General features: G+C 61.7%; 21 protein-coding genes. 15 read left to right on the plus strand and 6 right to left on the minus strand.

Annotation, left to right across the window (positions count from 1 at the left end; genetic code table 11):
* Positions 1-6 precede the first annotated feature (6 nt).
* Complete coding sequence (locus V3C85_RS01140) at positions 7-798, minus strand: IclR family transcriptional regulator (protein ID WP_331793226.1); 792 nt, start codon at positions 796-798, stop codon at positions 7-9.
* 163 nt (positions 799-961) lie between these two features.
* On the opposite strand from V3C85_RS01140, the gene V3C85_RS01145 reads away from it, so the two are divergent.
* From V3C85_RS01145 to V3C85_RS01185, 9 genes are all read left to right on the plus strand, one after another.
* The gene (locus V3C85_RS01145) at positions 962-2416 is read left to right on the plus strand and encodes an NAD-dependent succinate-semialdehyde dehydrogenase (protein WP_331793227.1); all 1455 of its coding nucleotides are present in this window, start codon (positions 962-964) and stop codon (positions 2414-2416) included.
* A gap of 7 nt (positions 2417-2423) precedes the next feature.
* Positions 2424-4451 (plus strand): FAD-dependent oxidoreductase, encoded by a 2028-nt coding sequence (locus tag V3C85_RS01150; protein ID WP_331793228.1) that lies wholly within the window; start codon positions 2424-2426, stop codon positions 4449-4451.
* Positions 4452-4611: 160 nt separating this feature from the next.
* A complete protein-coding gene (locus tag V3C85_RS01155; protein WP_331793230.1) occupies positions 4612-5511 on the plus strand; it encodes an alpha/beta hydrolase in 900 nt (299 codons plus the stop codon).
* Between the two features lie 96 nt (positions 5512-5607).
* On the plus strand, positions 5608-7242 hold the full coding sequence (locus tag V3C85_RS01160; protein ID WP_331793232.1) for a flavin-containing monooxygenase: 1635 nt from the start codon (positions 5608-5610) through the stop codon (positions 7240-7242).
* A gap of 78 nt (positions 7243-7320) precedes the next feature.
* Positions 7321-8076, plus strand: coding sequence for an SDR family NAD(P)-dependent oxidoreductase (locus tag V3C85_RS01165; protein WP_331793234.1), 756 nt, complete (start codon positions 7321-7323; stop codon positions 8074-8076).
* Between the two features lie 67 nt (positions 8077-8143).
* On the plus strand, positions 8144-8905 hold the full coding sequence (locus V3C85_RS01170) for an electron transfer flavoprotein subunit beta/FixA family protein (protein ID WP_331793235.1): 762 nt from the start codon (positions 8144-8146) through the stop codon (positions 8903-8905).
* Between the two features lies 1 nt (position 8906).
* A complete protein-coding gene (locus tag V3C85_RS01175; RefSeq protein ID WP_331793236.1) occupies positions 8907-9830 on the plus strand; it encodes an electron transfer flavoprotein subunit alpha/FixB family protein in 924 nt (307 codons plus the stop codon).
* A gap of 25 nt (positions 9831-9855) precedes the next feature.
* A complete protein-coding gene (gene pcaF / locus V3C85_RS01180; protein WP_331793238.1) occupies positions 9856-11055 on the plus strand; it encodes a 3-oxoadipyl-CoA thiolase in 1200 nt (399 codons plus the stop codon).
* Between the two features lie 354 nt (positions 11056-11409).
* Entirely contained in the window at positions 11410-12849 is a 1440-nt protein-coding gene (locus tag V3C85_RS01185) for an IS1182 family transposase (RefSeq protein ID WP_331793239.1), read from the plus strand.
* A gap of 166 nt (positions 12850-13015) precedes the next feature.
* On the opposite strand, the gene V3C85_RS01190 is transcribed toward V3C85_RS01185, so the two are convergent.
* Genes V3C85_RS01190 through V3C85_RS01200 form a run of 3 tightly spaced genes read right to left on the minus strand, consistent with a single transcriptional unit; the run spans position 13016 to position 17278 of the window.
* On the minus strand, positions 13016-14851 hold the full coding sequence (locus V3C85_RS01190; protein WP_331793241.1) for a type IV secretory system conjugative DNA transfer family protein: 1836 nt from the start codon (positions 14849-14851) through the stop codon (positions 13016-13018).
* Positions 14852-14864: 13 nt separating this feature from the next.
* Positions 14865-16739 (minus strand): relaxase/mobilization nuclease domain-containing protein, encoded by a 1875-nt coding sequence (locus tag V3C85_RS01195; RefSeq protein WP_331793242.1) that lies wholly within the window; start codon positions 16737-16739, stop codon positions 14865-14867.
* Complete coding sequence (locus tag V3C85_RS01200; protein WP_331793243.1) at positions 16736-17278, minus strand: helix-turn-helix domain-containing protein; 543 nt, start codon at positions 17276-17278, stop codon at positions 16736-16738. Before V3C85_RS01200 ends, V3C85_RS01195 begins: the two co-directional genes overlap by 4 nt.
* Before the next feature lie 935 nt (positions 17279-18213).
* Between V3C85_RS01200 and V3C85_RS01205 the strand changes: the two genes are divergently transcribed.
* Together V3C85_RS01205 and V3C85_RS01210 are read left to right on the plus strand one after the other, a co-directional pair.
* A complete protein-coding gene (locus V3C85_RS01205; RefSeq protein WP_331793244.1) occupies positions 18214-18978 on the plus strand; it encodes a ParA family protein in 765 nt (254 codons plus the stop codon).
* On the plus strand, positions 18975-19634 hold the full coding sequence (locus tag V3C85_RS01210; RefSeq protein WP_331793245.1) for a hypothetical protein: 660 nt from the start codon (positions 18975-18977) through the stop codon (positions 19632-19634). The genes V3C85_RS01205 and V3C85_RS01210 overlap by 4 nt, the downstream gene beginning before the upstream one ends.
* Positions 19635-19673: 39 nt before the next feature.
* Here V3C85_RS01210 and V3C85_RS01215 read toward each other — a convergent pair whose 3' ends face one another.
* Positions 19674-20138, minus strand: a complete 465-nt coding sequence (locus V3C85_RS01215; protein WP_331793246.1) for a hypothetical protein — start codon at positions 20136-20138, stop codon at positions 19674-19676.
* Between the two features lie 85 nt (positions 20139-20223).
* Between V3C85_RS01215 and V3C85_RS01220 the strand changes: the two genes are divergently transcribed.
* From V3C85_RS01220 to V3C85_RS01235, 4 genes are all read left to right on the plus strand, one after another.
* Positions 20224-20421 (plus strand): hypothetical protein, encoded by a 198-nt coding sequence (locus V3C85_RS01220; protein WP_331793248.1) that lies wholly within the window; start codon positions 20224-20226, stop codon positions 20419-20421.
* Positions 20422-20500: 79 nt separating this feature from the next.
* On the plus strand, positions 20501-20734 hold the full coding sequence (locus V3C85_RS01225; RefSeq protein ID WP_331793249.1) for a WGR domain-containing protein: 234 nt from the start codon (positions 20501-20503) through the stop codon (positions 20732-20734).
* A gap of 74 nt (positions 20735-20808) precedes the next feature.
* Positions 20809-21102: a hypothetical protein gene (locus V3C85_RS01230; protein WP_331793250.1), complete on the plus strand. Its 294-nt coding sequence runs from the start codon at positions 20809-20811 to the stop codon at positions 21100-21102.
* Positions 21102-21434, plus strand: coding sequence for a type II toxin-antitoxin system RelE/ParE family toxin (locus V3C85_RS01235; protein WP_331793251.1), 333 nt, complete (start codon positions 21102-21104; stop codon positions 21432-21434). The genes V3C85_RS01230 and V3C85_RS01235 overlap by 1 nt, the downstream gene beginning before the upstream one ends.
* 241 nt (positions 21435-21675) lie before the next feature.
* On the opposite strand, the gene brxL is transcribed toward V3C85_RS01235, so the two are convergent.
* Positions 21676-23778, minus strand: a complete 2103-nt coding sequence (gene brxL, locus V3C85_RS01240; protein ID WP_331793252.1) for a BREX system Lon protease-like protein BrxL — start codon at positions 23776-23778, stop codon at positions 21676-21678.
* Positions 23779-23781: the final 3 nt, after the last annotated feature.

The raw sequence follows: 23781 nt of genomic DNA on the forward strand, positions 1-23781 counted from the left end.
TCGCTTTCAGGGGGCAATCGCCGCGAGGCGGCGGACAAGGTCAGTCAGGCGCGGCGCCAAGTCGTTCTCGACATGGTCGCGCGTCAGGGTTTGGGCGGAACCGCCACAGTTGAAGGCCACCATGGGCGAACCGTCGCGAGGCTTGAATGGCACGGCAACTGCCGCGACATCCGGGCGCCATTCGGCGATGGACGTGCAAAAACCTCGGGCGTGATAGCTTTCCACCGCGCCCTCGATGCCGCGTTGCACCACCGGCCAGTTGGCGCCCTCGTCCTGCCGGATGTCCTCCATGGCGGCGGCGCGGGCGTCGTCGTCCATGGCGGCGAGATAGGCCCGGCCCATGGCCGTCGTGGCCAGTTTGATATGCGCGCCGACCTCGATGTTCAGTGCCACTGCATTGGTGCCCCGGCACCGATCCAGATAGACCATCGACAGGCGGTCGCGACCCGCCATCGCCACGGGCAAAGTCGTCGCCTCGGCCACCGCCTGCATCAGGGGATTGGCCAGCTGCCGCAGCGGCATTCCGGCCAGGCAGGAGAAGCCAAGAGAGAGCACAGGCGGGGCCAGTTGATAGCGCGCCGTGTCGGGGTTGTAGGACAGATATTCCAGCTTTTGCAGCGTGTAAGTCAGCCGCGAAACGGTAGATTTCGACATCCCTGTCCGTTCGGCAAAGTCGCGGTTGCCCAGCGACTCGCCTTCACGCCCAAAGGCCCGAAGCAGTTCCAGCCCGCGCGCTAGGGCGGTCACGAAGTCGCGGTCCTGCCCGTCATCCTCGTCGCGTTCCTTCCTTGGCCGCATCCGCACCTCCCCTGTCGCATCTTGAAACCGAATAAAGCGCAAGCTAAGGTCGGCGTCAATAGTGCGGAATATTATTCCGCATAGCGGAATAATGGTGCCGCCTACCTTGCTCCGCTGGCACCAAGGAATCGCGGATGGCGCGGATAATCAGGGGAATAAAGCTATGAATGATATGACCTATCCAGTGATCCGGCATCTGATCGGGCCGGAATGGAGCGCGCCCGAGGGTGAGGCTGACCGCGCAGTCACCAACCCTGCAACCGGACTTCAGATCGGGCGTATTCCCCAGGCGACGGCGCAGGATCTGGATCTTGCGGTGCGCTCTGCCGAATCAGCCTTCACGCTGTGGCGGTACCGTTCCCCGATGGATCGCAGCGCCATCCTGCGCCGCTTTGCCAATCTTCTGCGGGAGAACGACGACCGGATCGCCCGCTGGATCACGCTGGACGAGGGTAAGCCTCTTGGCGAAGCGCTATCCGAAGTGCACGCCTCGGCCGACCATGTCGATTGGCATGCCGAAGAAGGGCGGCGGATTTACGGACGAATCGTCCCCGCGCGCAACCCATCGGTGCAGCAACTGGTGGTGCGCGAGCCGGTCGGCGTCTGCCTTGCCATCACGCCGTGGAACTTCCCGCTAAGCCAGGCCGTCCGCAAGGTGGCCGCCGCTTTGGCCTCGGGCTGCACCATGATCCTGAAGGGTCCGGCAGAGGCGCCTTCGGCCTGCCTGGCCATCGCGCGCTTCCTGCAAGAAGCAGGGTTGCCCGAGGGTTGTCTGAACCTGGTTTGGGGCAATTCGGCCTTCATCTCGGAAACGCTTATCGCAAGGCCAGAAGTTCGCAAGATCACCTTCACCGGGTCGGTCGAGGTGGGCAAGCATCTGGGCGCGCTGGCCGGACGTCACATGAAGCGGGCGACGATGGAACTGGGCGGGCATGCCCCAGTGCTGGTCTTTGACGACACAGATGCCGAGGCTGCAGCCCGGGCGCTGGCCATCAACAAGTTGCGCAATGCCGGGCAGGTCTGCATCGCGCCGACACGATTCTTTGTGCAGTCCGGGGTGCATGACCGTTTTCTTGACGCCCTGGTTTCGGCGTTTGAGGCCATCAAAGTTGGCGACGGGCTGGAGAATGGCACCCAGATGGGGCCGCTCTGCCATCCTGGCCGCGTGATGGCGATGGAAAAGCTGGTGGCCGATGCACGCGAGAGTGGCGCTCAGGTGCTAACCGGCGGCCACCGTATTGGCAACGCGGGTAGCTTCTATGCTCCAACCGTGGTCGACACGCCCGACGACAAGATCGCCCTGATGCGGGAAGAGCCATTCGGTCCGGTCGCCGTTGTTTCTCCCTTCCGGGACGTCGAGGATGGTCTGGCGCGGGCGAATGGCTTGCCCTTCGGTCTGGCCTCTTATGTCTTCACCAACAGTCTGGAGCGGGCGGATCGAGTTGCGGCAGGCTTGCAGGCTGGCATGGTCAGCATCAACCACTTTGGGTTGGCGCTGCCGGAGACCCCTTTCGGCGGGCAGCGCGACAGCGGTTATGGCAGTGAGGGCGGGACCGAGACCTTTGACGGGTATCTCTCCACCAAGTTCATCTCCCGCAATTCAGCGCCCGTGAAGTGAGGATTCCATGTCCGTTAGTCTGACCTTTCAGGACGGCACCGCGATCCTGACCATCGAAAACCCGCCGCTGAACCTGATCAGCGCTGAGGTTCGCGCGGGGCTGTTGCGGGCCATGGCCGAAGTTACGGCGCAAGGAGCCAAGCGGCTTGTCATCACCGGCGCAGGCACTGTCTTCGTCGCTGGGGCCGATGCAAATGAGTTTGGCCGGCCTCCAGTCGCGCCGCCTCTGAACGATGTGCTGGCGGGATTGGCGGCCTTGCCGATCCAGACCATCGCCGCCATCAACGGCACGGCGCTGGGGGGAGGACTTGAGATTGCGCTGGCCTGCCAGTCACGCATCGCGGCCCCAGCAGCGCAGCTTGGCCTGCCCGAGGTGACGTTGGGCCTGATCCCCGGCGCGGGCGGCACGCAACGCTTGCCGCGTCTGGTGGGGATCAAGGCCGCACTAGAGATGATCGTTGAAGGCAAAGCCATTTCAGCGGCCAAGGCGCTGGCCATCGGGCTGGTGGACCTTGTGGCCAATGACCCCATGGCCACGGCGCTGACCTTTGATGCGCCAGCGGTAATCGCTGACCAGCGTCCAGCCCCGTCTGCCGACTCCGAGGCCGTCGAGGCCATGCACGCCCAGATCAAGCGCCGCCTTGCGGGCCAGATTGCCCCCGCTATGGCGATTGATCTGGTGTCCTCCAGTGCAGCCCTGCCGCTGGCCGAGGGGCTGGCGCAGGAAAGGGCGGCGTTTCTGGCCCTGCGCGCCTCGCCCCAAGCGGCGGCGCTGCGGCATGTGTTCTTTGCCGAACGGGCGGCGGCGAACCGGGGGCGGGATTATCCCAAGCCCCTCCACCCGATGACCACGGCCATTGTGGTGGGCGGCGGCAACATGGGCGCTTCGATTGCCTATGCCCTGGCCGTTGCAGGCCTGAAGGTGACCGTGGTCGAGCGGGATGCCGCCGCAGCGGGGCGGGCTGAAGCGAACCTGAACAAGCTGGTTGATCAGGGCGTCAGCCGGGGCAGTTTGTCTGCCCCCGAAGGGCTGGCTGTCCAATCGCGGCTGCGGGGCCTTGTGGGCTACACCGCGCTGCCGCCCGCCGATCTGGCAATCGAGGCAGCCTTTGAGGATATGGGCGTCAAGCAGGCGATCTTCGCTGAACTGGAGGCCGCCTTACCCGCCCAGACGATCCTTGCCACCAACACCTCCTACCTGGATGTGAACATCCTGGCGTCAGGCCTGAAGAACCCGTCGCGCTGTCTTGGCCTGCATTTCTTCAGTCCGGCCCACATCATGAAGCTGTTGGAGATCGTCAAAGGCGATGCGACCTCGCCGCAGACCCTCGGCGCGGCCTTCGCCATGGCGCGGCGGCTGGGGAAAGTGCCGGTCGTTTCTGGGGTTTGCGATGGCTTCATCGGCAATCGTATCTTGTTGCGCTATAGGCAAGAGGCCAACCGGCTCTTGGTCGAGGGCGCTGCCCCAGATCAGGTGGATGCGGCAATGCGGGGCTTTGGCATGGCGATGGGGCCGTTTGAGGCGCAGGACATGTCCGGTCTGGATATTGCCTATGCGAACATCAAACGACAGGGCGGCGCTGGCGTTCCGCTTGTGGAACGGCTGGTCGAGGATCATCAGCGCCTTGGCCGCAAGTCGGGGGCGGGGTGGTATGACTACGACGCCGGAGGGCGGGCGGCGGGCTCGGCCGTGGTGGCCGACGTGATCCGCGCCACCTCGGAAGGCTTGCACCTGACGCGGCGCAGTTTCGCGGCGGAGACGATCGTGGAACGCATCACCCTGTCCATGATCGCGGAAGCCTGCGCCATCCTGGACGAGGGCATCGCCGGGCGGCCGCAGGACATCGACCTGGTGATGGTCCATGGCTATGGCTTCCCACGGTGGCGCGGCGGGCTGATGCACCATGCCGACAGCCTTGGCAATCTGCTAGACCGCTATTCGGCATTGGCGGAAAGCGAACCGCAAGGCTGGGCCGTGCCGCCCTTGCTGCGCAGGCTTGCCGACAGGGGGCAGTTGCTCGCCAGTCTGAACTGATCTCGGACAGCAAGAACAGGCCATGGAACAAGCAAGTTCGTGCAATACAGTGCCTGCTTCCTCCCCCTAGCCTCCGTAAACCTTGGGCAGCCGCCATAACCCGTCAGCCGATCAAAGGCGGGATGCGGCAGCCCGACACGCCACTCATGAGGAGGATGACATGGCCGTAAGCAAAGAAGCCGATACCCTGCGCGCACTTTACCAAAGCTGGACAGACCAGATGGTCGCCAACCCCGGCCTGACCATCGCCAACCTGCGCAGCATGTTCGACGAATGGCACCAGCCTGCGCTGGAGCCGGAAAACGTCACCTACAAAAGCGAGATCGTCGGCGGGGTCGAGGCGATCTGGGCGCTGCCCGTGGGCGCTGATGTCAAGAAGGTCATCGTCTATACCCATGGCGGCGGCTTTGCCGTGGGATCGGCCGACAGTCACCGCAAGATGGCGGGTCATTTGGCCAAGGCCTTGGGAGTTACTTCAATCATCCTGCACTACCGGCGGGCGCCCGAACACCCCTTCCCGGCGCAGATCGAGGATGCCGTGGCGGCCTATCAGGCGCTTTTGGGCAAAGGCTATCAGGCGGGCAACATCCTGACGGCGGGCGACAGCGCGGGCGGCAACCTGGCCATTGGCTCGGTACTGAAGCTGCGCGACCTAGGACTGCCCCTGCCGGGCGCAGTCATTGCATATTCGCCTTGGCTGGACATGGCGATGCGCGGCGCCACGCTTACGACCAATGCCGCCACCGACGCTCTGGTTGGCAAGCCGATCCTGGAGGCGATGGCGGGCATGTTCCTGGGCGGGACCGATGCGTTGAACCCGCTGGCCAACCCGTTGGAGAACGACTTCGCCGGCTTCCCGCCACTGTATATCAACTGTGGCGGGGCCGAGACTCTGCAAAGCGACTCGGAAACGCTTTACGCCAAGGCCAAGGCCGCAGGGGTCAAGACCGCGCTTTCGGTTGTGCCGGGCATGCAGCACGTCTTTCCGGCTCTGTCGGGCCGCGCACCCGAGGCGGATGAAGAACTGGCCCGCATCGCCGCCTGGTATCGCGCGCTTTAACCCAAAGGCCCCGGGGCACCTGGGGCAAACCATCACACAATCCGGCCCTGCCCCGTGTCTCACGGGAACAAGGGGTCATGCTCTGGGAGGATGCACATGACCAAATCTGAAACGACCAAAACCAAGGGCGCCGATTATGACGCCGTCATCATCGGCGCGGGCTTTGGCGGGCTTTATTCCGTCTACAAGCTGCGCGACGAGCAGGGGCTGAATGTTCTGGGCTTCGACAGTGCGGGCGACGTGGGCGGCACCTGGTATTGGAACCGCTATCCGGGCGCGGTGTCGGACACCGAAAGCTATGTCTACCGCTATTCCTTTAGCGGCGAGCTCTTGCAAAAGGGCCGTTGGAAAACCCGCTATCTGACGCAGCCGGAAATCCTGGACTATATGAACGAAGTGGCCGACCACTACGACCTGCGCCGCAGCTATCAGTTTGGCACCAAGGTCACCGCGACGCATTTCGATGATGTCGCAGGTCTGTGGAAGGTCACGACCGACAAGGGCCAGACCGTCACCGCAAAATACCTGATCACCGGGCTGGGGCTTTTGTCGGCGGTCAACAAGCCGAACTTCAAGGGCATTGACAGCTTCAAGGGCCAGATCATGCACACTGGGGCCTGGGCTCAGGATGCCAACCTTGAAGGCAAGCGCGTCGGTGTTATCGGCACCGGGTCAACCGGGGTTCAGGTGATAATCGCCACCGCACCCATCGCCAAACACCTGACGGTTTTCCAGCGATCGGCCCAATATGTCGTGCCGATCGGCAACACCCCGCAAAGCGCCGAGGTGATCGCGGAGCAGAAGGCAAACTACGATGACATCTGGAAACAGGTGAAATCCTCGGTCGTGGCCTTTGGCTTTGAAGAAAGCACAATCCCGGCTGAAACGGCCTCGGAAGAGGTCCGCAACGCCGTCTTCGAAGCGGCATGGCAGCGCGGCGGCGGGTTCTATTTCATGTTCGGAACTTTTTGCGACATCGCCACCAGCCAGATCGCCAATGACGCAGCGGCGAACTTCATCAAGACGAAGATCACGCAGATCGTCAAAGATCCGGTCCTCGCCAAGACCCTGACGCCGAAAGATATCTACGCCAAGCGGCCGCTTTGCGGCAACAACTATTACGACGTCTACAACCGCGACAACGTCACTCTGGCCGACGTGAAAGCCGACCCGATTGCCGAATTCACCCCGTCAGGCATCCGACTGCAAAGCGGGGCCGAACATGAGTTGGACGTGGTGATCTTCGCCACGGGCTTTGACGCGGTGGACGGCAATTACACCCGCATCGACATGCGCGGTCGCAACGGCGTGACGATGCGCGAAAAGTGGAAGGACGGGCCCCTGGGTTATCTTGGGATGATGGAGACTGATTTCCCCAACTTCTTCATGATCCTTGGCCCGAACGGCCCCTTCACCAACCTGCCGCCCTCGATCGAAACGCAAGTTGAATGGATCGCCGAGACCATCGAGATGATGGAGGCCAAGGGCCGCGCCAGTATCGAGCCGACCGAGGCCGCAAGGGATGAATGGGTGGGCCTGTGCCGCACCATCGCCGACATGACGCTGTTCCCCAAGGCAGAGTCTTGGATTTTCGGCGCCAACAGCCCCGGCAAGAAGAACGTCGTGATGTTCTACATGGCCGGCCTTGGCAATTACCGCAACGCCATCGGGGCGGTGAAGGACGGCGGCTATCAGACCATGGTCTTCGACCGCGCCAACGCGCTGGTCTGAGGACAGGCGTCAGGGCCGGGGGCAAGTCCTCCGGCCCGGCTATTTGCAGAAAAACCATGGAAATAAGGGAGAGAGTCTATGGGACGTGTAACGGGTAAAGTGGCGCTGGTCACGGGCGGCGCCATGGGAATGGGCAAGTCACATTCCGAACTTCTGGCGCGCGAGGGCGCGCATGTCTTCGTCACCGACCGCGATACGGCGGCAGGCGAAGCCGTGGCCAAGGGCATCGTGGCCGCCGGTGGCAAGGCTGATTTCATCAAGCATGACGTGGCCAGCGAAGCCGACTGGAACAATGCCGTCGCCACCGTTCGGGCGAAAGCAGGGCGTCTGGACATCCTGGTGAACAACGCGGGCGTGCTGATCCTGAAGCCGCTCCATGAAACCACGCCGGATGAATTTGACCTGACGATGAACGTCAACGTTAAGGGCGTTTACCTGGGCATTCGGGCCGCGGTGCCGCTGATGAAAGAATCGGGCAAGGCCTCGATCATCAACATCTCGTCCATCTATGGCATCGTAGGTGCCGCGATGGCAGGGGCCTATATCGGGTCCAAGGGCGCCGTGCGGATGCTGACCAAATCCTGTGCGGTCGATCTGGCGGACACGGGGATCAGGGTCAACTCGATCCACCCCGGCGTGATTGACACGCCGATGACCAAGGATCTGCTGCATACCGATCCGGCCATCCGCCAAGCGATCTTGGGCTGCACGCTGCTCAAGCGCCCCAGCAAGCCGGAAGAAGTCTCGAACGCCGTGCTATTCCTTGCCTCGGACGAAGCCTCCTTCGTTCATGGCGCCGAGATTGTCGTGGACGGCGGCTACACCGCAAACTGATGTCCAAGCATGCCTTGTCCGTCCGGTCGCGCCGGACGGGCAAGGGACTTGAAAGGGAATACCTCGCATGAAAATCCTTGTGCCTGTGAAGCGCGTGATCGACTACAACGTGAAGGTTCGCGTAAAGTCGGATGGGTCAGGCGTCGATCTGGCGAATGTGAAGATGTCAATGAACCCGTTCGACGAGATCGCCGTTGAAGAGGCGATTCGTTTGAAAGAAAAGGGCATCGCCACCGAAGTCATCGTCGTCTCCATCGGGGTGAAACAAGCGCAGGAAACGCTGCGTACAGCTCTGGCGATGGGTGCCGACCGCGCGATCCTGATCGAGGCCACCGACAACGTCCAAACCGATATAGAACCGCTCTCCGTCGCCAAACTGTTGGCCGGCGTGGTGCGGGAGGAAGGCCCCGGCCTTGTCCTTTGTGGCAAGCAGGCCATCGACAACGACATGAACGCCACGGGCCAGATGCTATCCGCCCTGCTGGGCTGGTCGCAGGCGACCTTTGTCTCCGAACTTGCCATCGAAGGCGACACTGTGAGGGTAAACCGCGAAGTGGACGGCGGCCTTCAAACCATCGTTGTCAAGATGCCCGCCATCGTGACCGTCGATCTGCGCTTGAACGAACCGCGCTATGCTTCGCTGCCCAATATCATGAAGGCCAAGGCCAAGCCGCTCGCAACCAAGACCCCCGCTGACTTTGGGGTAAACATCGCACCGCGTCTGTCGGTTGTGAAAACCTCGGAACCGGCAAGTCGGAAGGCGGGAGTGAGGGTGAGTTCGGTCGACGAACTCGTCGCAAAGCTCAAGGACGAAGCGGGGGTGATCTGAATTGGCCGTTCTTCTTCTGGCTGACGTGAATGATGGCGTGCTCGCCACCGATGCTGTGGCAAAGGCCCTCTCCGGTGTCAGAGTCTTGGGCGACGTCCATATCCTCGTCGCAGGCAGCTCCACCGCTGCCGCGAATGAGGCTGCCAAGCTTGAAGGTGTGTCCAAGGTGCTCCATGCCGACGCAGCGGTCTACGACCACGGTATGGCCGAGGCGACGGCCTCCCTGATCGTATCGCTCGCGGGCGGCTACAGCCATATCGCCGCCGCCGCGACCGCCTTCTCCAAGAACGTCCTGCCCCGCGCCGCAGCACTTTTGGACGTCATGGTGATTTCCGATGTGACCGCTGTTGTCGCAGTCGACACATTCGAACGACCGATTTACGCAGGGAACGCTATTCAGACGGTGAAATCCTCGGATGGCAAGAAAGTTCTGACCGTTCGCACAGCATCATTCAATGCGGCTGCCTCCTCGGGCAGCGCCACCATTGAAAAGGTCGGTGTCGCCACAGACGGGTCGCTCTCAAAATGGCTGGAAGACATGGTCGCTGCCTCAGACCGCCCGGAACTCATCTCTGCAGGCATCGTCGTCTCGGGTGGCCGTGGTGTAGGGAGCCAACAGGACTTCGCCCTAATTGAAAAACTAGCTGACAAGCTGGGTGCTGCGGTTGGCGCCTCTCGCGCTGCCGTTGACGCAGGCTACGCCCCGAACGACTGGCAGGTCGGCCAGACCGGTAAAGTTGTCGCTCCCACGCTCTATGTCGCCATTGGCATCTCTGGTGCGATCCAGCATTTGGCCGGCATGAAGGATTCTAAGGTCATCGTTGCGATCAACAAGGACGAAGAGGCCCCGATTTTCCAAGTTGCGGATTACCGCCTCGTGGCAGACCTTTTCACCGCCGTGCCAAGCTTGATTGATAAACTTTGATCCAACCGTCTGCGGAGTTCAGCTCATGACCGACGTCTTCCTTTGCGACTACATCCGCACGCCGATTGGACGATACGGCGGTGCTTTGTCTTCAGTCCGTGCTGATGATCTGGGGGCGATTCCATTGCGTGCTCTCATGTCGCGCAATGCAAACGTCGATTGGGCGGCGGTGGATGACGTGGTCTTTGGTTGCGCCAATCAGGCGGGCGAGGACAACCGCAACGTGGCACGGATGTCTCTACTTTTGGCGGGATTGCCGGTGAGCGTCACGGGTACAACGATCAATCGGCTGTGTGGATCGGGCATGGATGCGGTGCTGACAGCAGCGCGTCAGATCGCCGCTGGCGAGGCCGCACTGGTCATTGCTGGTGGGGTGGAAAGCATGAGCCGCGCGCCCCTGGTGATGCCCAAGGCCGACAGCGCCTTTTCGCGGGCGGCGGAGATTCACGACACCACCATTGGCTGGCGGCTGATCAACCCGGCGATGCATGCTGCCTACGGGACAGACTCGATGCCGCAGACTGGGCAGAACGTTGCCGATGACTATGGCATCAGCCGCGAGGCGCAGGACGGCATGGCGCTGGCCTCTCAGGCAAAGGCGGCGGCTGCGCAAGCCAACGGGCGACTTGCGGTCGAAATCACCCCTGTGACAATCCCGCAGCGCAAGGGCCCGGCGCTGGTGGTAGACCGTGACGAACATCCGCGCTCTACCACCACCGAGGCACTGGCAAAGCTGAAACCACTATTTGCGAAAGGATCGGTCACGGCGGGGAATGCGTCTGGGGTCAACGATGGTGCCGCCGCTCTGATCTTGGCGAGTGCTGATGCCGCTCGTTCCCATGGTTTGACACCCATCGCCCGCATTCTTGGCGGCGCGACGGCAGGGGTGCCGCCGCGCATTATGGGCATCGGTCCCGCGCCGGCCAGTCAGAAATTGATGGTGCGGCTGGGTCTCACACAGGCCGATTTCGACGTTATCGAACTGAACGAAGCTTTTGCTGCGCAAGGCTTGGCCACGCTGCGCCAGATCGGCATCGCTGATGACGACCCACGCGTAAACCGCAACGGGGGCGCCATCGCACTAGGCCATCCTCTTGGCATGTCAGGGGCGCGAATCACCGGTACAGCAGCCATTGAGCTGAGCACCACCGGACGCCGTCGTTCGCTGTCAACCATGTGCATCGGCGTCGGCCAGGGCATCGCCATCGCGCTGGAACGACCGTGACCTGAGCCGAAGATGCCTAAGTCCCGGTAACTCGCCCGAGCAAGCGGCAGTTAGACGACCTTTGCCAATAGGCGGAGGATACGTGTTGCCCCAAGCTGTCTGTCGCCGAACTGGCTGTCGACGGCTCACCAAGACGAGTTGCGCTCATTCTTCGGTCATGAAAGTTGCCCGCCCGATGGACCGTGGGGGTGGAAATTCACCATGACATTCACACGCATCGATGTGCTACGTTGTAGCGACAGTTTTTCGGAAGGTATCCATAGAAAGGAAACGGCTCCCCAGGGTCCGCTATGGGCCGAGACTGTGTGAAAACACCTAGATGTGGTATGCTTCCTTCGATAGGGGAGTACATTTATGTCAGGTTTCATTGAGGGGGTTGATCGGGATCAGGCGACGCTGTTTCCGGATCGTCTGGAGGACTGGATCGACGAGGATCACTTAGTTCGGGTGGTTGATCTGTTTGTCGACCAACTTGATCTGGTGGACCTTGGCTTCGAGCGCGCGTCGCATGCTCGGACAGGGCGGCCCGGTTACCACCCATCAGTTCTGCTGAAGCTGTTCATTTATGGCTATCTCAACCGGATCCCTTCCAGTCGTAGGTTAGAGCGTGAGGCTGGGCGCAATGTCGAGGTGATGTGGCTGCTTGGGCGGCTGGTGCCGGATCACAAGACGATTGCGGACTTTCGGCGCGATAACGGTGCTGCCATTCGCAAGACCTGCGCGCAGTTCGTGGAGCTGTGCCGCCGGATCGGCACTCTGAAAGGCGACTGCGTCGCGATCGACGGAAGCAAGTTCAAGGCGGTCAACAACCGCGACAAGAACTTCACCAGAGGCAAGATCGCCAGCCGCCTTGCGCATTTGGAGGCCGATGTCGACCGCTACATCACCGAGATGGTACGCATCGACCGGCAGGAAGAAGGTGAAGCGCGTGCTGAGCAGGTTGCGCACCTGGCGCAGCGCTATGGGCGGCTCAAACAGGAAATTGAGAAGCTCAAGGCGATGGACAGGGCCTTGTCCGATGCATCGGATGGCCAGATATCCCTGACTGATCCGGATGCCCGCGCCATGTCCACCAGCGCGCGCAACAGCGGGCTGGTGGGCTACAATGCGCAATGCGCCGTGGACACCGAGACCCACATCATCGTTACCCATGACGTCACCAACAAGGGGTTCGACCGTGATCAGCTCAGTCCGATGGCGCTTGCCGCCAAAGATGCGCTTGGACGCGACAAACTGCGTGCTCTGGCCGACAAGGGCTATTACAGCGGTGTCGAGATCGCCGCTTGCTACAAGGCTGGGATCACAGTGACCATGCCGCGACCTGAGACCTCGGGCAATCGCAGCAAGGGCATGTATGTGAAGGCCGACTTCAAATTTGACGCCGCGCGCGATGTCTACATCTGCCCGACGGGCAATGAACTGACCTATCGCTACACGCGCGAGGAAGATGGGCTGCAGGTCGCGCGATACTGGACCAATGAATGCCAGCATTGCCCAGTGAAATCACGCTGCACCACCGGCACGGAGCGCCGGGTCACCCGTTGGGAGTACGAGCATCTGGTGGACGAGATGCGCGCCCGCCTGCGCAGTGAAGATGATCCGATGACCCTGCGCCGCAGCACGGTCGAACATCCGTTCGGGACGATCAAGGCCTGGATGGGGACCACCCATTTCCTGATGCGCCGCTTGAGGAATGTCCGAACCGAAATGGCGCTGAACGTGCTGGCCTACAACATCAAGCGCATGGTCGCCTTGGTCGGCATCAAGGGGTTAATGGCGGCTATCCCCGTCTGATGGGATGAAAGCCGTCGCCAAAAGCTGAAAAAATGCCCTCACCGGCCCGAAAAGCTCGCCGATGGAGGATTGAATGAACCCAAGCAGACAAAAGACCTGCTGCAAAACCATCACATCGCAAGCTGATCAGAGCACGAGAGTTTCCACACAGCCTCGGCCGAACACGTCACCGACACTCGTCCTTTGGCCCAGATTTTGCTGCTTGCGACAGTTTGGCGAAAGCTGTGCTTGCTTTCCCCAAGGAGTCGCCGAGATCACTGTTTGGGATGAGGCTTCTCATCATCGCCACACCTGGTGTGCCCACTGTCGGCCTAAGGAAGTTCCGATCATGCAGCATCACGCCTTTCCTTGCTCGATCAATCGGCCCAAAATGCCGATCCTCATAGTACCGCACATGCCTTGCCCGGATCGGGTACTGCCCCTCAGGCAACACCAACACCTCATCCAACGGAAACCTTAGGAGTTCGTTCGCTGAAATCAGCGGCCGCTCTTCTGACCGACGACTGACATTGGCACTGTCCTCCAACGCCCGTATGCGTGACTGGCTCTCGGTTACCGCGGTGACGGTCGACCGTCCGAGGGCGCTAGAAAGCACGTCAGCCGTCCGGTCATCTTGCGGCGTCATGTATATTTGCACCCCAGCACCACCCTGCAGCGACCGCCGCCCGGTCTCACCATAGATGTCGTCTAGCCCTGGAATGGTCTGCGAGATGATGAAGAACCGCCCCCCAAAACTGCGGATGGTTTTGATCGAGGACAGCACCAGCGGCTGCCGCCCCAGCTGGTCGAACTCGTCCATAAGAAACATGACAGCGTGCGGTTCGTCTGGTCCGGGTTCCTTCCGCTGCAGAGACGCGATTGCATCCGCAAATAACAGACGCACCAGCGGAGCCAGGGTTTTCAGATGCTCCGGCTGGACGACGATGTAGAGGCTCTGCGGCTTGGCTCGAAACGTCGAGAAGTCGAAATCGCTGGCGGAGGTCACTCGGTCGACCGCCGGGTCATTCCACAGTTCAAGGCCCGAACCTTGGATGACCGAGACATACGCGCCGAGGGTCTTTTCAGGGACGTCGGCCATTTCTAGGAAGGTGCGGGAGACGATCGGGATCTGTGTATCCTCGGCGATGGTCGTGTAGGTCTTCTTCTTGTCACCACCACCGGCCATGATTTCGCCAGCATAGCCCAAGGTCGGGCGGCGCTTTTCGATGGCGTAAAGACAAGACGCGATGAAGAGCCGCTTGCCAGCGTTGAAGAAACTCTGGGCGCTTTCGCCCTCCGGGATGAGGAAGAGGTCGGCCATCGAGTTCAGCGCGGTGTATTGGCGTTCGGCCGAGGGCAGTGCGGCGATGCGGGCGAGGGGATTGAAGCGATGTGAGCCCCGCTCATCGTCGAAGGGCGAGAAATACCAGATCGCGTTTTTCAGGCCATGTTGACGGTGGATCGAGGTCTTGGCGAAGTTCTCGCCTTTTACGTCAAGGATAATGCCTGATCCGGTGAAATGCAGAAGGTTCGGAATGACGAAGCCCACGCCTTTGCCGCGGCCTGTGGGCGCGATCATCATGGCATGAGGAAAACGGTCCGGCGGCGCCATGACGAAAGGCGCGTCAGATTTCGGGGAACCGAGCTTTCCGAAGATGAAGCCATTCTGGTCGAGGCTGCCGATCATTTTGTTGCGCTTCAGCTCGCGTCTGGTTTGGAAATGCGCGTCGTCATACTGGTTGAGCCGTCCGCGATGGACGCCGGCCAAACCGACCAAAGTGAGGGCGACGGTCACAGCACCGGTGATGATCAACGCGCCCTGCAAAGTGGCGGGCCGGGCTTCGAGGTCTGCCCAAGGATAGCGGAAGAACCAGAGACCCAAGGGGCTGAGGGTATCGAGGCTCTCGCGGAAAGCCACGATGACATAGATCGTGGCCAGCATGCCGCCGATATAAATGCCGGTCACCAAACCCAAGGCAACAGCGAGCGGATACCGCCAGGCGGATTCAAGGTTCGAAAGCATGGCTGAGTGTCCTTTAGAGTTCGTGGCCTTGATCGCGCTCGAGTCTGCTCTCGCGCTGACCGAGATCGGTCGCCCTTGACTGGCTGCGCGCCAGATCGGCCCAATGCCCGACGGTGCCGGTCTGGCCGAGGTCGCCCTCGTTCTTCAACTCGTGGGCCACCGCTGCCCTGAGTGCGGGATCGCGAACCTGTTCGGCCAGAGGTGCAAGATCACCGGATCGTACGCGATCCAGATCCTCGGGGCGCAGGCTCTCCTGCATCCGATCTACAATGGCTTCCAGTGCCGGAACTTCGGACAGGCGGAGACCCCGTTCGGCTGAGAGCATCTGCTCGCGCGCGACGGCTTCGGTCAACTCCGGAGCGAGATTGAAGGTGGCGAGTTCAGCCCGAACCTCCTGGCTGAGCGCGCGCTCCGTTTCCATCCAGAACACCTTTTGCATCGTGTTCGGCTGGTCGGCGATCCAGCTCGCCCTCTGGCCTTCGCTGCGCTCGGCCAAGCTGAAGCGCGCGACCATTTCTTCGACGGATGTACCTGCAGTGCGAAGTTCGTCTTCTCGGATAGAGAACAGCGCCGTAAGCCGTTCGCCGATCTCATCGCGAACATGCGAGAGAGTGGCGCGCAGACCCTCATCGAGCGTGACACCTTCGGTCATGCCCTGTTCCAGGCGCGACAGAGAGGCGAGGGTCGGGTTGTGATAAGGATCGTCGCCGCGTTCGGCGGCGCGGGCATGTTCGGCCAGAAGCAGGTTATCGGGGGCCAGCTTCAACGAGGCACGGGCCTGATCGGCAAAGCTGCGTTCCAGCTCGACCCGTTCGGCCGAGGGCTCCATCGCTCGAATTGCGTCCCAAGCCTCGGTAGCAGATGCGATCATCTCGGCCCGTGCCGCTTCGATCCGGGCCGCAGCGTCGCCCTCGGCGTGAAGGGTAGAATCGGGCATCTGAGGAACTCCTTGTCTTAAGGCGGAAGCGGACGCGCCAAGTGCCAAGGCAAGGCGGGTCATGAAACTTGTGGCCGTGGGTTCAGCGCCGGAAGCGGAGGCGAGGCCCGCGATCTGGCCCAACTCGTCATAGTCGCGGGCAAAGCCCTGCAAGGCACCGAGCCGACGGGCACGCTCGCCATCCGACATCGGCGGCGGGGCAGGCGGTGCGGTTTTGCCGGAGGCATGAGCTGCCCGAACTGCGGTTTCACGCGGGGCGTTCTCGATCAGGCCGCGCGACAGCCGCGTCGAGGCGACGATGTTCAACCCGTGTTCCTGAGAAATCTCGGAATGAAGCTCGCGCATCACGTCAAAGTTCAGCGCCGCATGGCGGCAGATCGACATGAACCGGCCCTGTTCGATGCCGTGCTTGTCCACCACGAAATGCGCGTGAAGATGATCGGTGTCCTTGTGGAGCGCCGCGACATAGCGCCAGACATCGCCGAACTCGCCTGAGCCAAAGACAGCCTGCCCCCAGTCCCGCGCAACGGCTTCAGCGCGATCGACGTCAACACCGCGCGGAAAGCTCAGGATGATGTGGTCAGTATGGCCGCGCTTCGGCGCGCCGTTCCACGTCGATGACCAGGTCTGGGCAATCCGGCCGGTGCGCTCGGGATCGAGGTCGCGATCATAACCTGCAAGATTGCACCAGGTGCTCTGCACGCCTTCCTCTCGGGCGACATAGTCCAAAAGCCGCTTCAGCTCCTGTGGTGTGCGGGTGCTGCCACCTACGATGCGCTTGACGACCGACTGCCAGCTGCGCGGGGCTGCCGCATTGCGCAGAAGGGCCCGTGACCGCCGTTCCTTTGGCGAACCAAGGCGTCCCTCGGCCCCGCCACCGCCCGACCGGCCCCGACGCTTGCCGTCGAGCACATGGCCCAGAACCAGATCTTCAACGCTCGGGCTGGTCATTTGGCCGCCGCCTTGGCCGGGGCAAGAGCTGGGTCAAAGCAGACACGCCCCTGAGCCTCAGCGATCAGAACCACCACGTCGTCGACGAGATCGTCAACGCGCGCCGCGACCTTGCGGACGAGCGCGGCGTCCCCGGCTTTCCAGTGCAAACGGCCCACGGCTCCGAGCCGAGCCAACTGGTTGAGGTTGTTGCCGACTGCCGCGAGATCGCGGCGCGCGGCGGCAATGGCTTCGATCTCGGGTGACTGCAGGGCTAGGAGGCTGGTTGCCTGCCTGACAAGATGCCTGATTGCCTCGGAAACCGTCAGGTCAGTTGATCGGATGGCTGCCAGCAAATGTGCATGTTCAGCCTCCGTCACCCGGAAGTTCAGCTTCACGGCCAGTCGTGTTCCGTCCTGACGCTCAAGGTCTTCCTTCACCCGTGACACGGTCTGGCGATGCCGCCCGAGGGCGCGGGCCACCGCTCCGACGTTATCGCCAGCGGCAAGGCGGGCGCGAATGCGGGCCCGGTCGTCATCAGAGAGGCGTGAACCATTCATGCTATTGAAACACCATTATCAGCATCACAACACCCGTGTACCACAGATCACCTTTCCAGCCAACCGTCCTCACCGGCCGGTTTCCGCTCCTCCGAAGAGGAGCCCGCGTGCGGAAACCGGACAGCCGGTGAGGACTCCATATGGCGTCAGGGGTCGGCGGCTTGCCCGACGACAGAAACCCCTGCGCCCGGCCGCCAGGCCTCCGCTAGGCGCGAACCGGTGGACGAGTGCATTGATATAGCTATATTTTCTGGCGCGCGGTGTTGGCGGTGCACTAGTGGGTCGTTGAGTTGGAGTGCGGGAGGCGGCTGGAAGTTTCCAGGACGGGGGAAGGGCGGGAAGGCGCTCGGTGTCAGGGCCAGACCTTGCGCGGCATTTGATCGTCATGGCAGGCGACATGCCGAGCGAACGAGCGGCAGCCTCGCGAAATGAGCGCCTTCAGCCCTGACATGCGAACAGGCTGGCAGGCACAAATGCAGACATGCGACCGGCTAACCCGGCGAAAGCTGCCGGTCGTCCGCCCTTTTGGTCAGGTAGGCAGACCGTTGGCTAGGCAGTTTGGCAGGGTGTCAAACTGGTCACCACGCGCGCTGTTTTCCATGCTGACAGGCAAACATGCAAACAGGCAACAAGGCCAAAATGCAGGCTGCCGTGCCTATCCATTTAGACAGGTGGGGTGCATGATCGAGTGTAGGACCCCAGTCCGAGAAAATTCTTCAACAAAGATGAATATTTCAGCGGAACGGGCGCAACCACAGGCATAAGACATTTGACGTTTTCACAACCCTATGCCTAAAGAGCCGCCCGGAAACTGAGGAAATCCAAGCCCTGCCAATGGCTTCGGCACGAATGCTCAGAATCCGGCGGGTTCCTTTTGCGCCTCCAAGGCGCGGCCCGGTATTGGGAAGGCGTAGTGATTTCGAAGGGTCGGTTGCATGCATGTCATTACCATCGTCCAGACAAAGGGTGGCAGCGGCAAGACCACTTCCGCCATGCTTTTGGCCTCGGCTGCGCTGGATGCCGGTCGGCGCATCACGCTGATAGACGGTGACGTGAACGCCCAACTCGGCCGTTGGCGCGACAGCTTCGATCTGGCTGCATGGGAGGCCGTAAAGAAGCCGACCTGGCCCGAGGCCTTGTCAATTCTTTCGCCGCCCGAGACGGTCGAGGGACTGCTGGCACTCCTTGAAGAGGAAGAGGGTCGGGGCGTCGACCTGGTGGTGATCGACACGCGACCGGGCACCCATACCGACACCGAGGACTTTTGCCTCGTCTCTGACCTGGTGCTGATCCCTGCGCGGCCTGTCTTCGCCGAATGGGAAATGACCCATCGTGCCGTCCTCTGGATGGACGATCTGCGCGCCTCGATCGCGGCAGGTGAACGCTTCCCGTCGGTGCGGGTTCTGGTCATGGATGCGGGGCCGAAGATCATTGACGCCGCCACGCGGGAAGGGGGCCTAAGCCTCCTGCCAAAGCGCGATCAGGATGTCCTTATGGAAATCCTGCGCCTCGATCATCTCGATGTGATCGTTCCACATTCCAAGATCCTGGAGCAGTTCGGCTTTCACGGCCCCCTTGGTCCGGCGGCCGCAGCCAATGCTCGCGCGCCGGGTGGCAGGCTGGTCGCGGATGCGATCACGCGCCAGCTCGAGGTGGCGCGACTGATCCTTGCAGATGTTGACGAGGTGGTTATCGATTGAGCCGCTTCCGCATTCCACCCCGCATCGCCCCTTCACCTGCGGACGAGGAGCCCGGGCAGCAAAACGCCGTGGCCCGCCTGCGCTCATCACGCGAAGCCCAGTCCCGCCTTCTTGCCGAACGTCGGGGCAATCCGGTTGAGGACGGCCAAGAGCGCGAAAGTCTCGAACCAGGGCTGACCGCTGGCACAGCGGAAATGGCAGGAAATGCCGGAAAGAGGGAAGGGGAGGCGGATCGGGCGCTTTCAATTCGGCAGCTGGGTGGGCCTGTGGCGATAGGCAAGAAGGTGAAGCTGGTTCTGCTCTACCGTTTGCCACTGACGCTTGAGCCAGACCTGGCCGACATTGCCGCGCGGGATGGGGTCACGATGGAGTACGTTCTGACCGCTCTTGCGAGACAGGGTCGCGAGCAGCTGAGAAAGTTGGCAGGCGAGACCGGTGTCAGACACCTGACTGAGGAAGCCGCTGGCTTCGAGCGGTTGATGGAGGGCATCAAAGTCATCGGCAATCCGATGACGGTTTATGTTCGGCCCGAAGCGTTGGAGGCCATGCATCGCGCAGCGGGAGATCCTTGGTGCTCGCTGCCACGCGCCACGGTCGTTGGAGGTTATTTCACAGCGATCGTGGCGCGCCTGATCAAGGCGCGCCGGGCCGGATAAACTGCGATGGTTCAGAGCAAGCTTTGGAAGCGCCCGAGATCACTCGCAGGCGAGGTCGGGCAGAGGGGTTGTCTCGAAGCTCAGGCTGTCCGCGCTGGACACCACCGCGAAGGCGCCGCCCTTGCGCAGGATCTCGACCATCTTGGCCCATTCCGCGGCATCGATCTTGGCCTGCGCGGCGATGCCGTTGGCGACGGCCAAGCGAGCCTGCTCTCCGGTCTTCGCCAAGAACACCACGGTCGTCGGCGCCTTGTCCTTGGGCAGTGTCACAAGGACCGCGCCATTCGGAGTCGGCCCAAAGACGCGATCGGGATCGCAAACGATCCGGACCGACCCTTCGCCCTGCGTGAGGCTCAGAACCGGGAGGCCGCGCTCCGCCGTGGTCGTCCAACTGTCGAGCGCCAAGGCCGGACCAGAAACAGAAATCAACGCCAAAGCGCAAAGTGTGGGAGACAGAACATGCATCGACAGGGAAACCTTCCAAACGAAGCGCGGCGACATCATATCACCACTATCAGCAACGCTAGATATGTTTTGATGGGCGGCCTGTCCATCGCGGCGAGCCAAGTTTTCGGCCGGAGGCGCGAGCATGCGCGATGAAAGCTCTGGCACATTGGTGGCACGGGTCTGGATCAGAGAGCCAAGCGGGCAAGTGCTGATCGGCGAGCGGTTTCGCAGGCACGATGGCCGCATCGCCGTGTCCTGGCTTGTCGACCCCGAGACCATCCTCGTCGTGATGTGGGTCGAGGCCGTCGGCGGCGATGAAGGCAACCCATCAGCTTCCTGAATCGGTGACCCACCAACGATTCAGATTTCTGATTGGACAGGGCAGGGCTGCGGGAACATCCTGATGACAGGAGGTTCCAATGTCCTGCCAGTTGCTCTACCGCGTAGATCCCGATCTCAACATGGCCCGGTTCTACCGGGTCGAGGTGCTGCCCGATCTGTTCGGCGACATCATCGTCGAACGACACTGGGGCCGGATCGGGGGCAGGGGGCAGTTTCGGGCTGCGTCCTATCGGTCGACCTCTTTAGCGGATGCGGCGGCCGCTGCGTTGCTTCGCGCGAAGGAGCGGCGCGGATACCGCGTCGCATCCTGAAGCCAACCCACGATTGCCTGAAACCCGAAACCGCGCTATGGTGCTCCAATGGAACACCACGCGAGGGCCCTACGATGACCGTGCATAAGCAAAGCGTGAGCTTCACCGATGCGGCCTTCGCCTTCGCCCGCGAACTGGTCGAAGCGGGCGAGTATCCCAATGTCAGCGCTGCAGTCTCTGGTGAAATGGCGCGTGCCAAGGCCGCGCGGGACCGCGAACGCACCTTGCTGGAAGCTGAAGTGCAGCGGCGCCTCGCCTTGCCGCCTGACCAGTGGGAACCTGTGGCGGCGCTTGGCGCCTTCACATCGAATGCGCGCGAACACCTGGCCCGGCTCAAGGCCGCCCAAGAGACCAGCGCGACCTCCTGATGCGCCAAAGTAAACACCCGCTGGTCGAGCGGGACCTGGTCGGGATCGTGGAATACATCGTCGATGTGACGCAGGGCGATTTCGACGCCGCCGCACGCCGACTTGACGAAATCGACGACCTCCTCCGCGATATCGCTGCAAACCCGATGTCTGGAATGCGCCTGACTGGAGCGCTTGACGGATGGCTGGTCCGGCACGGCGGCCGAGGTCATCGCCTGACCATCGTGTTCCGCGCCGACCTCGAGCGCGACGTTCTTCAGATCGCGCTCGTTGCCTTTGGCCGGCAAGATTGGGTGTCACTGGGAACGGAAAGGCAGGGCGCAGAGTTCTAGAGTGCATTTTTATATCTTTATTTCAATGTGTTAACAAAAGACCGATAATAGTAATTATGTAATAAAATGCGCTCGTAGTTCGGACTTGGGTTCACTCATGCACCATTGGGAGGCTTGTTTCATTCGACCAAAAAGACGAAAGCCGCGCCCTAAGTCTGGAATTTCAACTTCCCTGACATGAGGAAAGCAACTCATTAGTCTCATAGGAAAGCGCAAAGACATAGTAGTGTTCAGATCACACTCACTCATTGAGCAGATACGTTACCTCAAATGCCCTGACTTGCCGGAACCGCTGATGACGATTCGCAGGGCTAAACCCATTGTTAAGGTCCGCCCGCTGGAACACATCAAGCCCACGGTCGAGCAGGATCTTCCAGCCGTTGTCCGTTACGAGATGCCGGGCGTGGATCGTGCTGGTTCCGTCGAAGGTCCAGCCGAACTCGACTCCGAGCGGCGCGATCCCGTCTCGGATCTGCTCTAGGTAGCCCGCCTGGCGCTCGAGGTCCTCCGGATCCGGGGCGGTCAGCAGGTTGAACCTGACGTCATCTCCGTCCTGCTTTCGCAGTGCCACCACCTCCAGAAGCTCCATCAGGTTACGCATCTGGTGATATACCCGGATATAGGGGTCAGTGAGCGTGATCTCCGCCGCCCCGTCCAGCCAGGGGCCGAGAAGCGCGTCGAAGCTGACCCCTTTTTGGTTCTCCGCGAAGGTGACGTGACCGGGCGCGGGACGTCGCGGAACGGTCGGCGCCGCCGTTGTCGTCGGAGCGGGCTCCGGGCTCTGGGTCTCCGAGGCGCTCCGGGCCGGCGCGGGAGTGCCCAGGTCCAGCGGCTGGCCCGGCTCGATCGCCGCTCCGTCCGGCTCCTCGACGTTGCGCCGGTGATACCAGCGCGGGTGCTCCCGCTCCTCGAGGGTCTGGACCTTCGTCTCCCGCCCTGCCTTGTCAGTGAAGCTGAACTCCACCTCCGGGTAGGTGCTGTCGATCCGCATCAGCTGATCTTTGACCCGCTTCCTTCCTTCCATCGCGAGGGTGAGGAGCTCCCGGATCTCCTCAGGCGTCGCGCCGCCGCCTGGGAAAAGGAGCTTCATCAGGCCGGAGAAAGTCTTCTGCACCCCATCCCGGTCTCGAGTCGAGATGGACGGGTCCAGCGCAAATAGGTCCCGGTAGTCCGAGGACCGGTCTTGGCCGCGCAGGTGGCGGAGCACTTCCGCCAGGTAGTCCACGATGAACCCGTAGCCGGTCGCGAACATTTCGCCACGGATCACGTCGATTTCCCAGCCGGGCAGGTAGGAATGCAGTCGATCTATGAAGGCGCTATCGTAATATTTGTCCGGCAGCTCCTCGAACAGGTCCGTATGCTTGAGCATGTAGGCGACGGAGTGCTTGGTGTTCCCGATGAACGCCATGGACGCCTCCGCTCCGAGCGTCTCCACCCCGCGGGAGAAGGACTTGTTCGCCAGGTAGTTCTTCATGATGTCGACGAGTGCCTTATCGACCTTCTTCTGGCGACCGGCGAACTCGTCGAAGGCAATCGTGTCCCAATAGCCGACGAGGCCGATCTTCCCGCTCGCGTTGCTCACGAACAGCTTTGGGACGGTCACCTCGCCGCCGGAGATAAGGATTCCGTGCGGGGAAAACTCGGAGAAGATGTGCGACTTGCCGGTCCCTTTGGGGCCAAGCTCGATCAGGTTGTAGTTCCGCTCCACGAAGGGGATTAGCCGCAGTAGCTGGAGCAGCTTGCTGCGCCTCCCGAACGCGTCCGGGTTGAACCCGATCGTCTGGATCAGCAGGTCGATCCACTCCTCGGTGGTGAACTGCGCCCGAGCAGCCAGATAGGCCTCATAATCGAAGCTGGACATTTGGATCGGCTTTAGGCCGGTGAGAACCCAGGGGACCGCATTCGCCTCCTCCTTGTGATCGTATTCCAAGTCCGCGATCGACCAGACCCCGGAGACGAGCATCTTCTGGTTCTTCTTGACCGTGTCGCTGTCCACCAGGACCTTCTTGATCCCAAGATTGGCGAAGCTTGCCTCATAGGCGTCAGTCTTCTCGTTCAGCGCAACCGACACCTTGTCGATCACCTTCCAGCGCCCCTTTTCCCGGATGTTCGACCGGATCAGCCCCGCCTCATTCCGGTGGACGTAATGCCGGTGCAGGATCTCCTTCACCGTCTCGATGCCGGACCGGATCGTGTCTTCGTCGTTTGTTGCGCAGTACTGGCCGAGTAGGAACTCGAGCACATAAGAAGGAACTATCGCGTTGCCACGCACCTCCTTCACCAAGTCCTTCCGGACTACCAACCCGGTGAAGGTTTCATTGATCTTGTCATTCAGCGCGCTCATCAC

The sequence above is a fragment of the Pseudotabrizicola sp. L79 genome (assembly GCF_036553525.1).
In the GTDB taxonomy this organism is placed as follows: Bacteria; Pseudomonadota; Alphaproteobacteria; order Rhodobacterales; family Rhodobacteraceae; genus Pseudotabrizicola.

Bases quoted from the DNA above. Each gene is read 5' to 3' on its own strand.
- V3C85_RS01215 (WP_331793246.1), bottom strand. From the start codon at position 20,138: ATGATGTCGCCGCGCTTCGTTTGGAAGGTTTCCCTGTCGATGCATGTT.
- V3C85_RS01170 (WP_331793235.1), top strand. From the start codon at position 8,144: ATGAAAATCCTTGTGCCTGTGAAGCGCGTGATCGACTACAACGTGAAG.
- V3C85_RS01220 (WP_331793248.1), top strand. From the start codon at position 20,224: ATGCGCGATGAAAGCTCTGGCACATTGGTGGCACGGGTCTGGATCAGA.
- V3C85_RS01200 (WP_331793243.1), bottom strand. From the start codon at position 17,278: ATGAATGGTTCACGCCTCTCTGATGACGACCGGGCCCGCATTCGCGCC.
- brxL (WP_331793252.1), bottom strand. From the start codon at position 23,778: ATGAGCGCGCTGAATGACAAGATCAATGAAACCTTCACCGGGTTGGTA.
- V3C85_RS01160 (WP_331793232.1), top strand. From the start codon at position 5,608: ATGACCAAATCTGAAACGACCAAAACCAAGGGCGCCGATTATGACGCC.
- V3C85_RS01165 (WP_331793234.1), top strand. From the start codon at position 7,321: ATGGGACGTGTAACGGGTAAAGTGGCGCTGGTCACGGGCGGCGCCATG.
- V3C85_RS01230 (WP_331793250.1), top strand. From the start codon at position 20,809: ATGACCGTGCATAAGCAAAGCGTGAGCTTCACCGATGCGGCCTTCGCC.
- V3C85_RS01140 (WP_331793226.1), bottom strand. From the start codon at position 798: ATGCGGCCAAGGAAGGAACGCGACGAGGATGACGGGCAGGACCGCGAC.
- V3C85_RS01155 (WP_331793230.1), top strand. From the start codon at position 4,612: ATGGCCGTAAGCAAAGAAGCCGATACCCTGCGCGCACTTTACCAAAGC.
- pcaF (WP_331793238.1), top strand. From the start codon at position 9,856: ATGACCGACGTCTTCCTTTGCGACTACATCCGCACGCCGATTGGACGA.
- V3C85_RS01190 (WP_331793241.1), bottom strand. From the start codon at position 14,851: ATGCTTTCGAACCTTGAATCCGCCTGGCGGTATCCGCTCGCTGTTGCC.
- V3C85_RS01225 (WP_331793249.1), top strand. From the start codon at position 20,501: ATGTCCTGCCAGTTGCTCTACCGCGTAGATCCCGATCTCAACATGGCC.
- V3C85_RS01150 (WP_331793228.1), top strand. From the start codon at position 2,424: ATGTCCGTTAGTCTGACCTTTCAGGACGGCACCGCGATCCTGACCATC.
- V3C85_RS01195 (WP_331793242.1), bottom strand. From the start codon at position 16,739: ATGACCAGCCCGAGCGTTGAAGATCTGGTTCTGGGCCATGTGCTCGAC.
- V3C85_RS01205 (WP_331793244.1), top strand. From the start codon at position 18,214: ATGCATGTCATTACCATCGTCCAGACAAAGGGTGGCAGCGGCAAGACC.
- V3C85_RS01145 (WP_331793227.1), top strand. From the start codon at position 962: ATGAATGATATGACCTATCCAGTGATCCGGCATCTGATCGGGCCGGAA.
- V3C85_RS01185 (WP_331793239.1), top strand. From the start codon at position 11,410: ATGTCAGGTTTCATTGAGGGGGTTGATCGGGATCAGGCGACGCTGTTT.
- V3C85_RS01235 (WP_331793251.1), top strand. From the start codon at position 21,102: ATGCGCCAAAGTAAACACCCGCTGGTCGAGCGGGACCTGGTCGGGATC.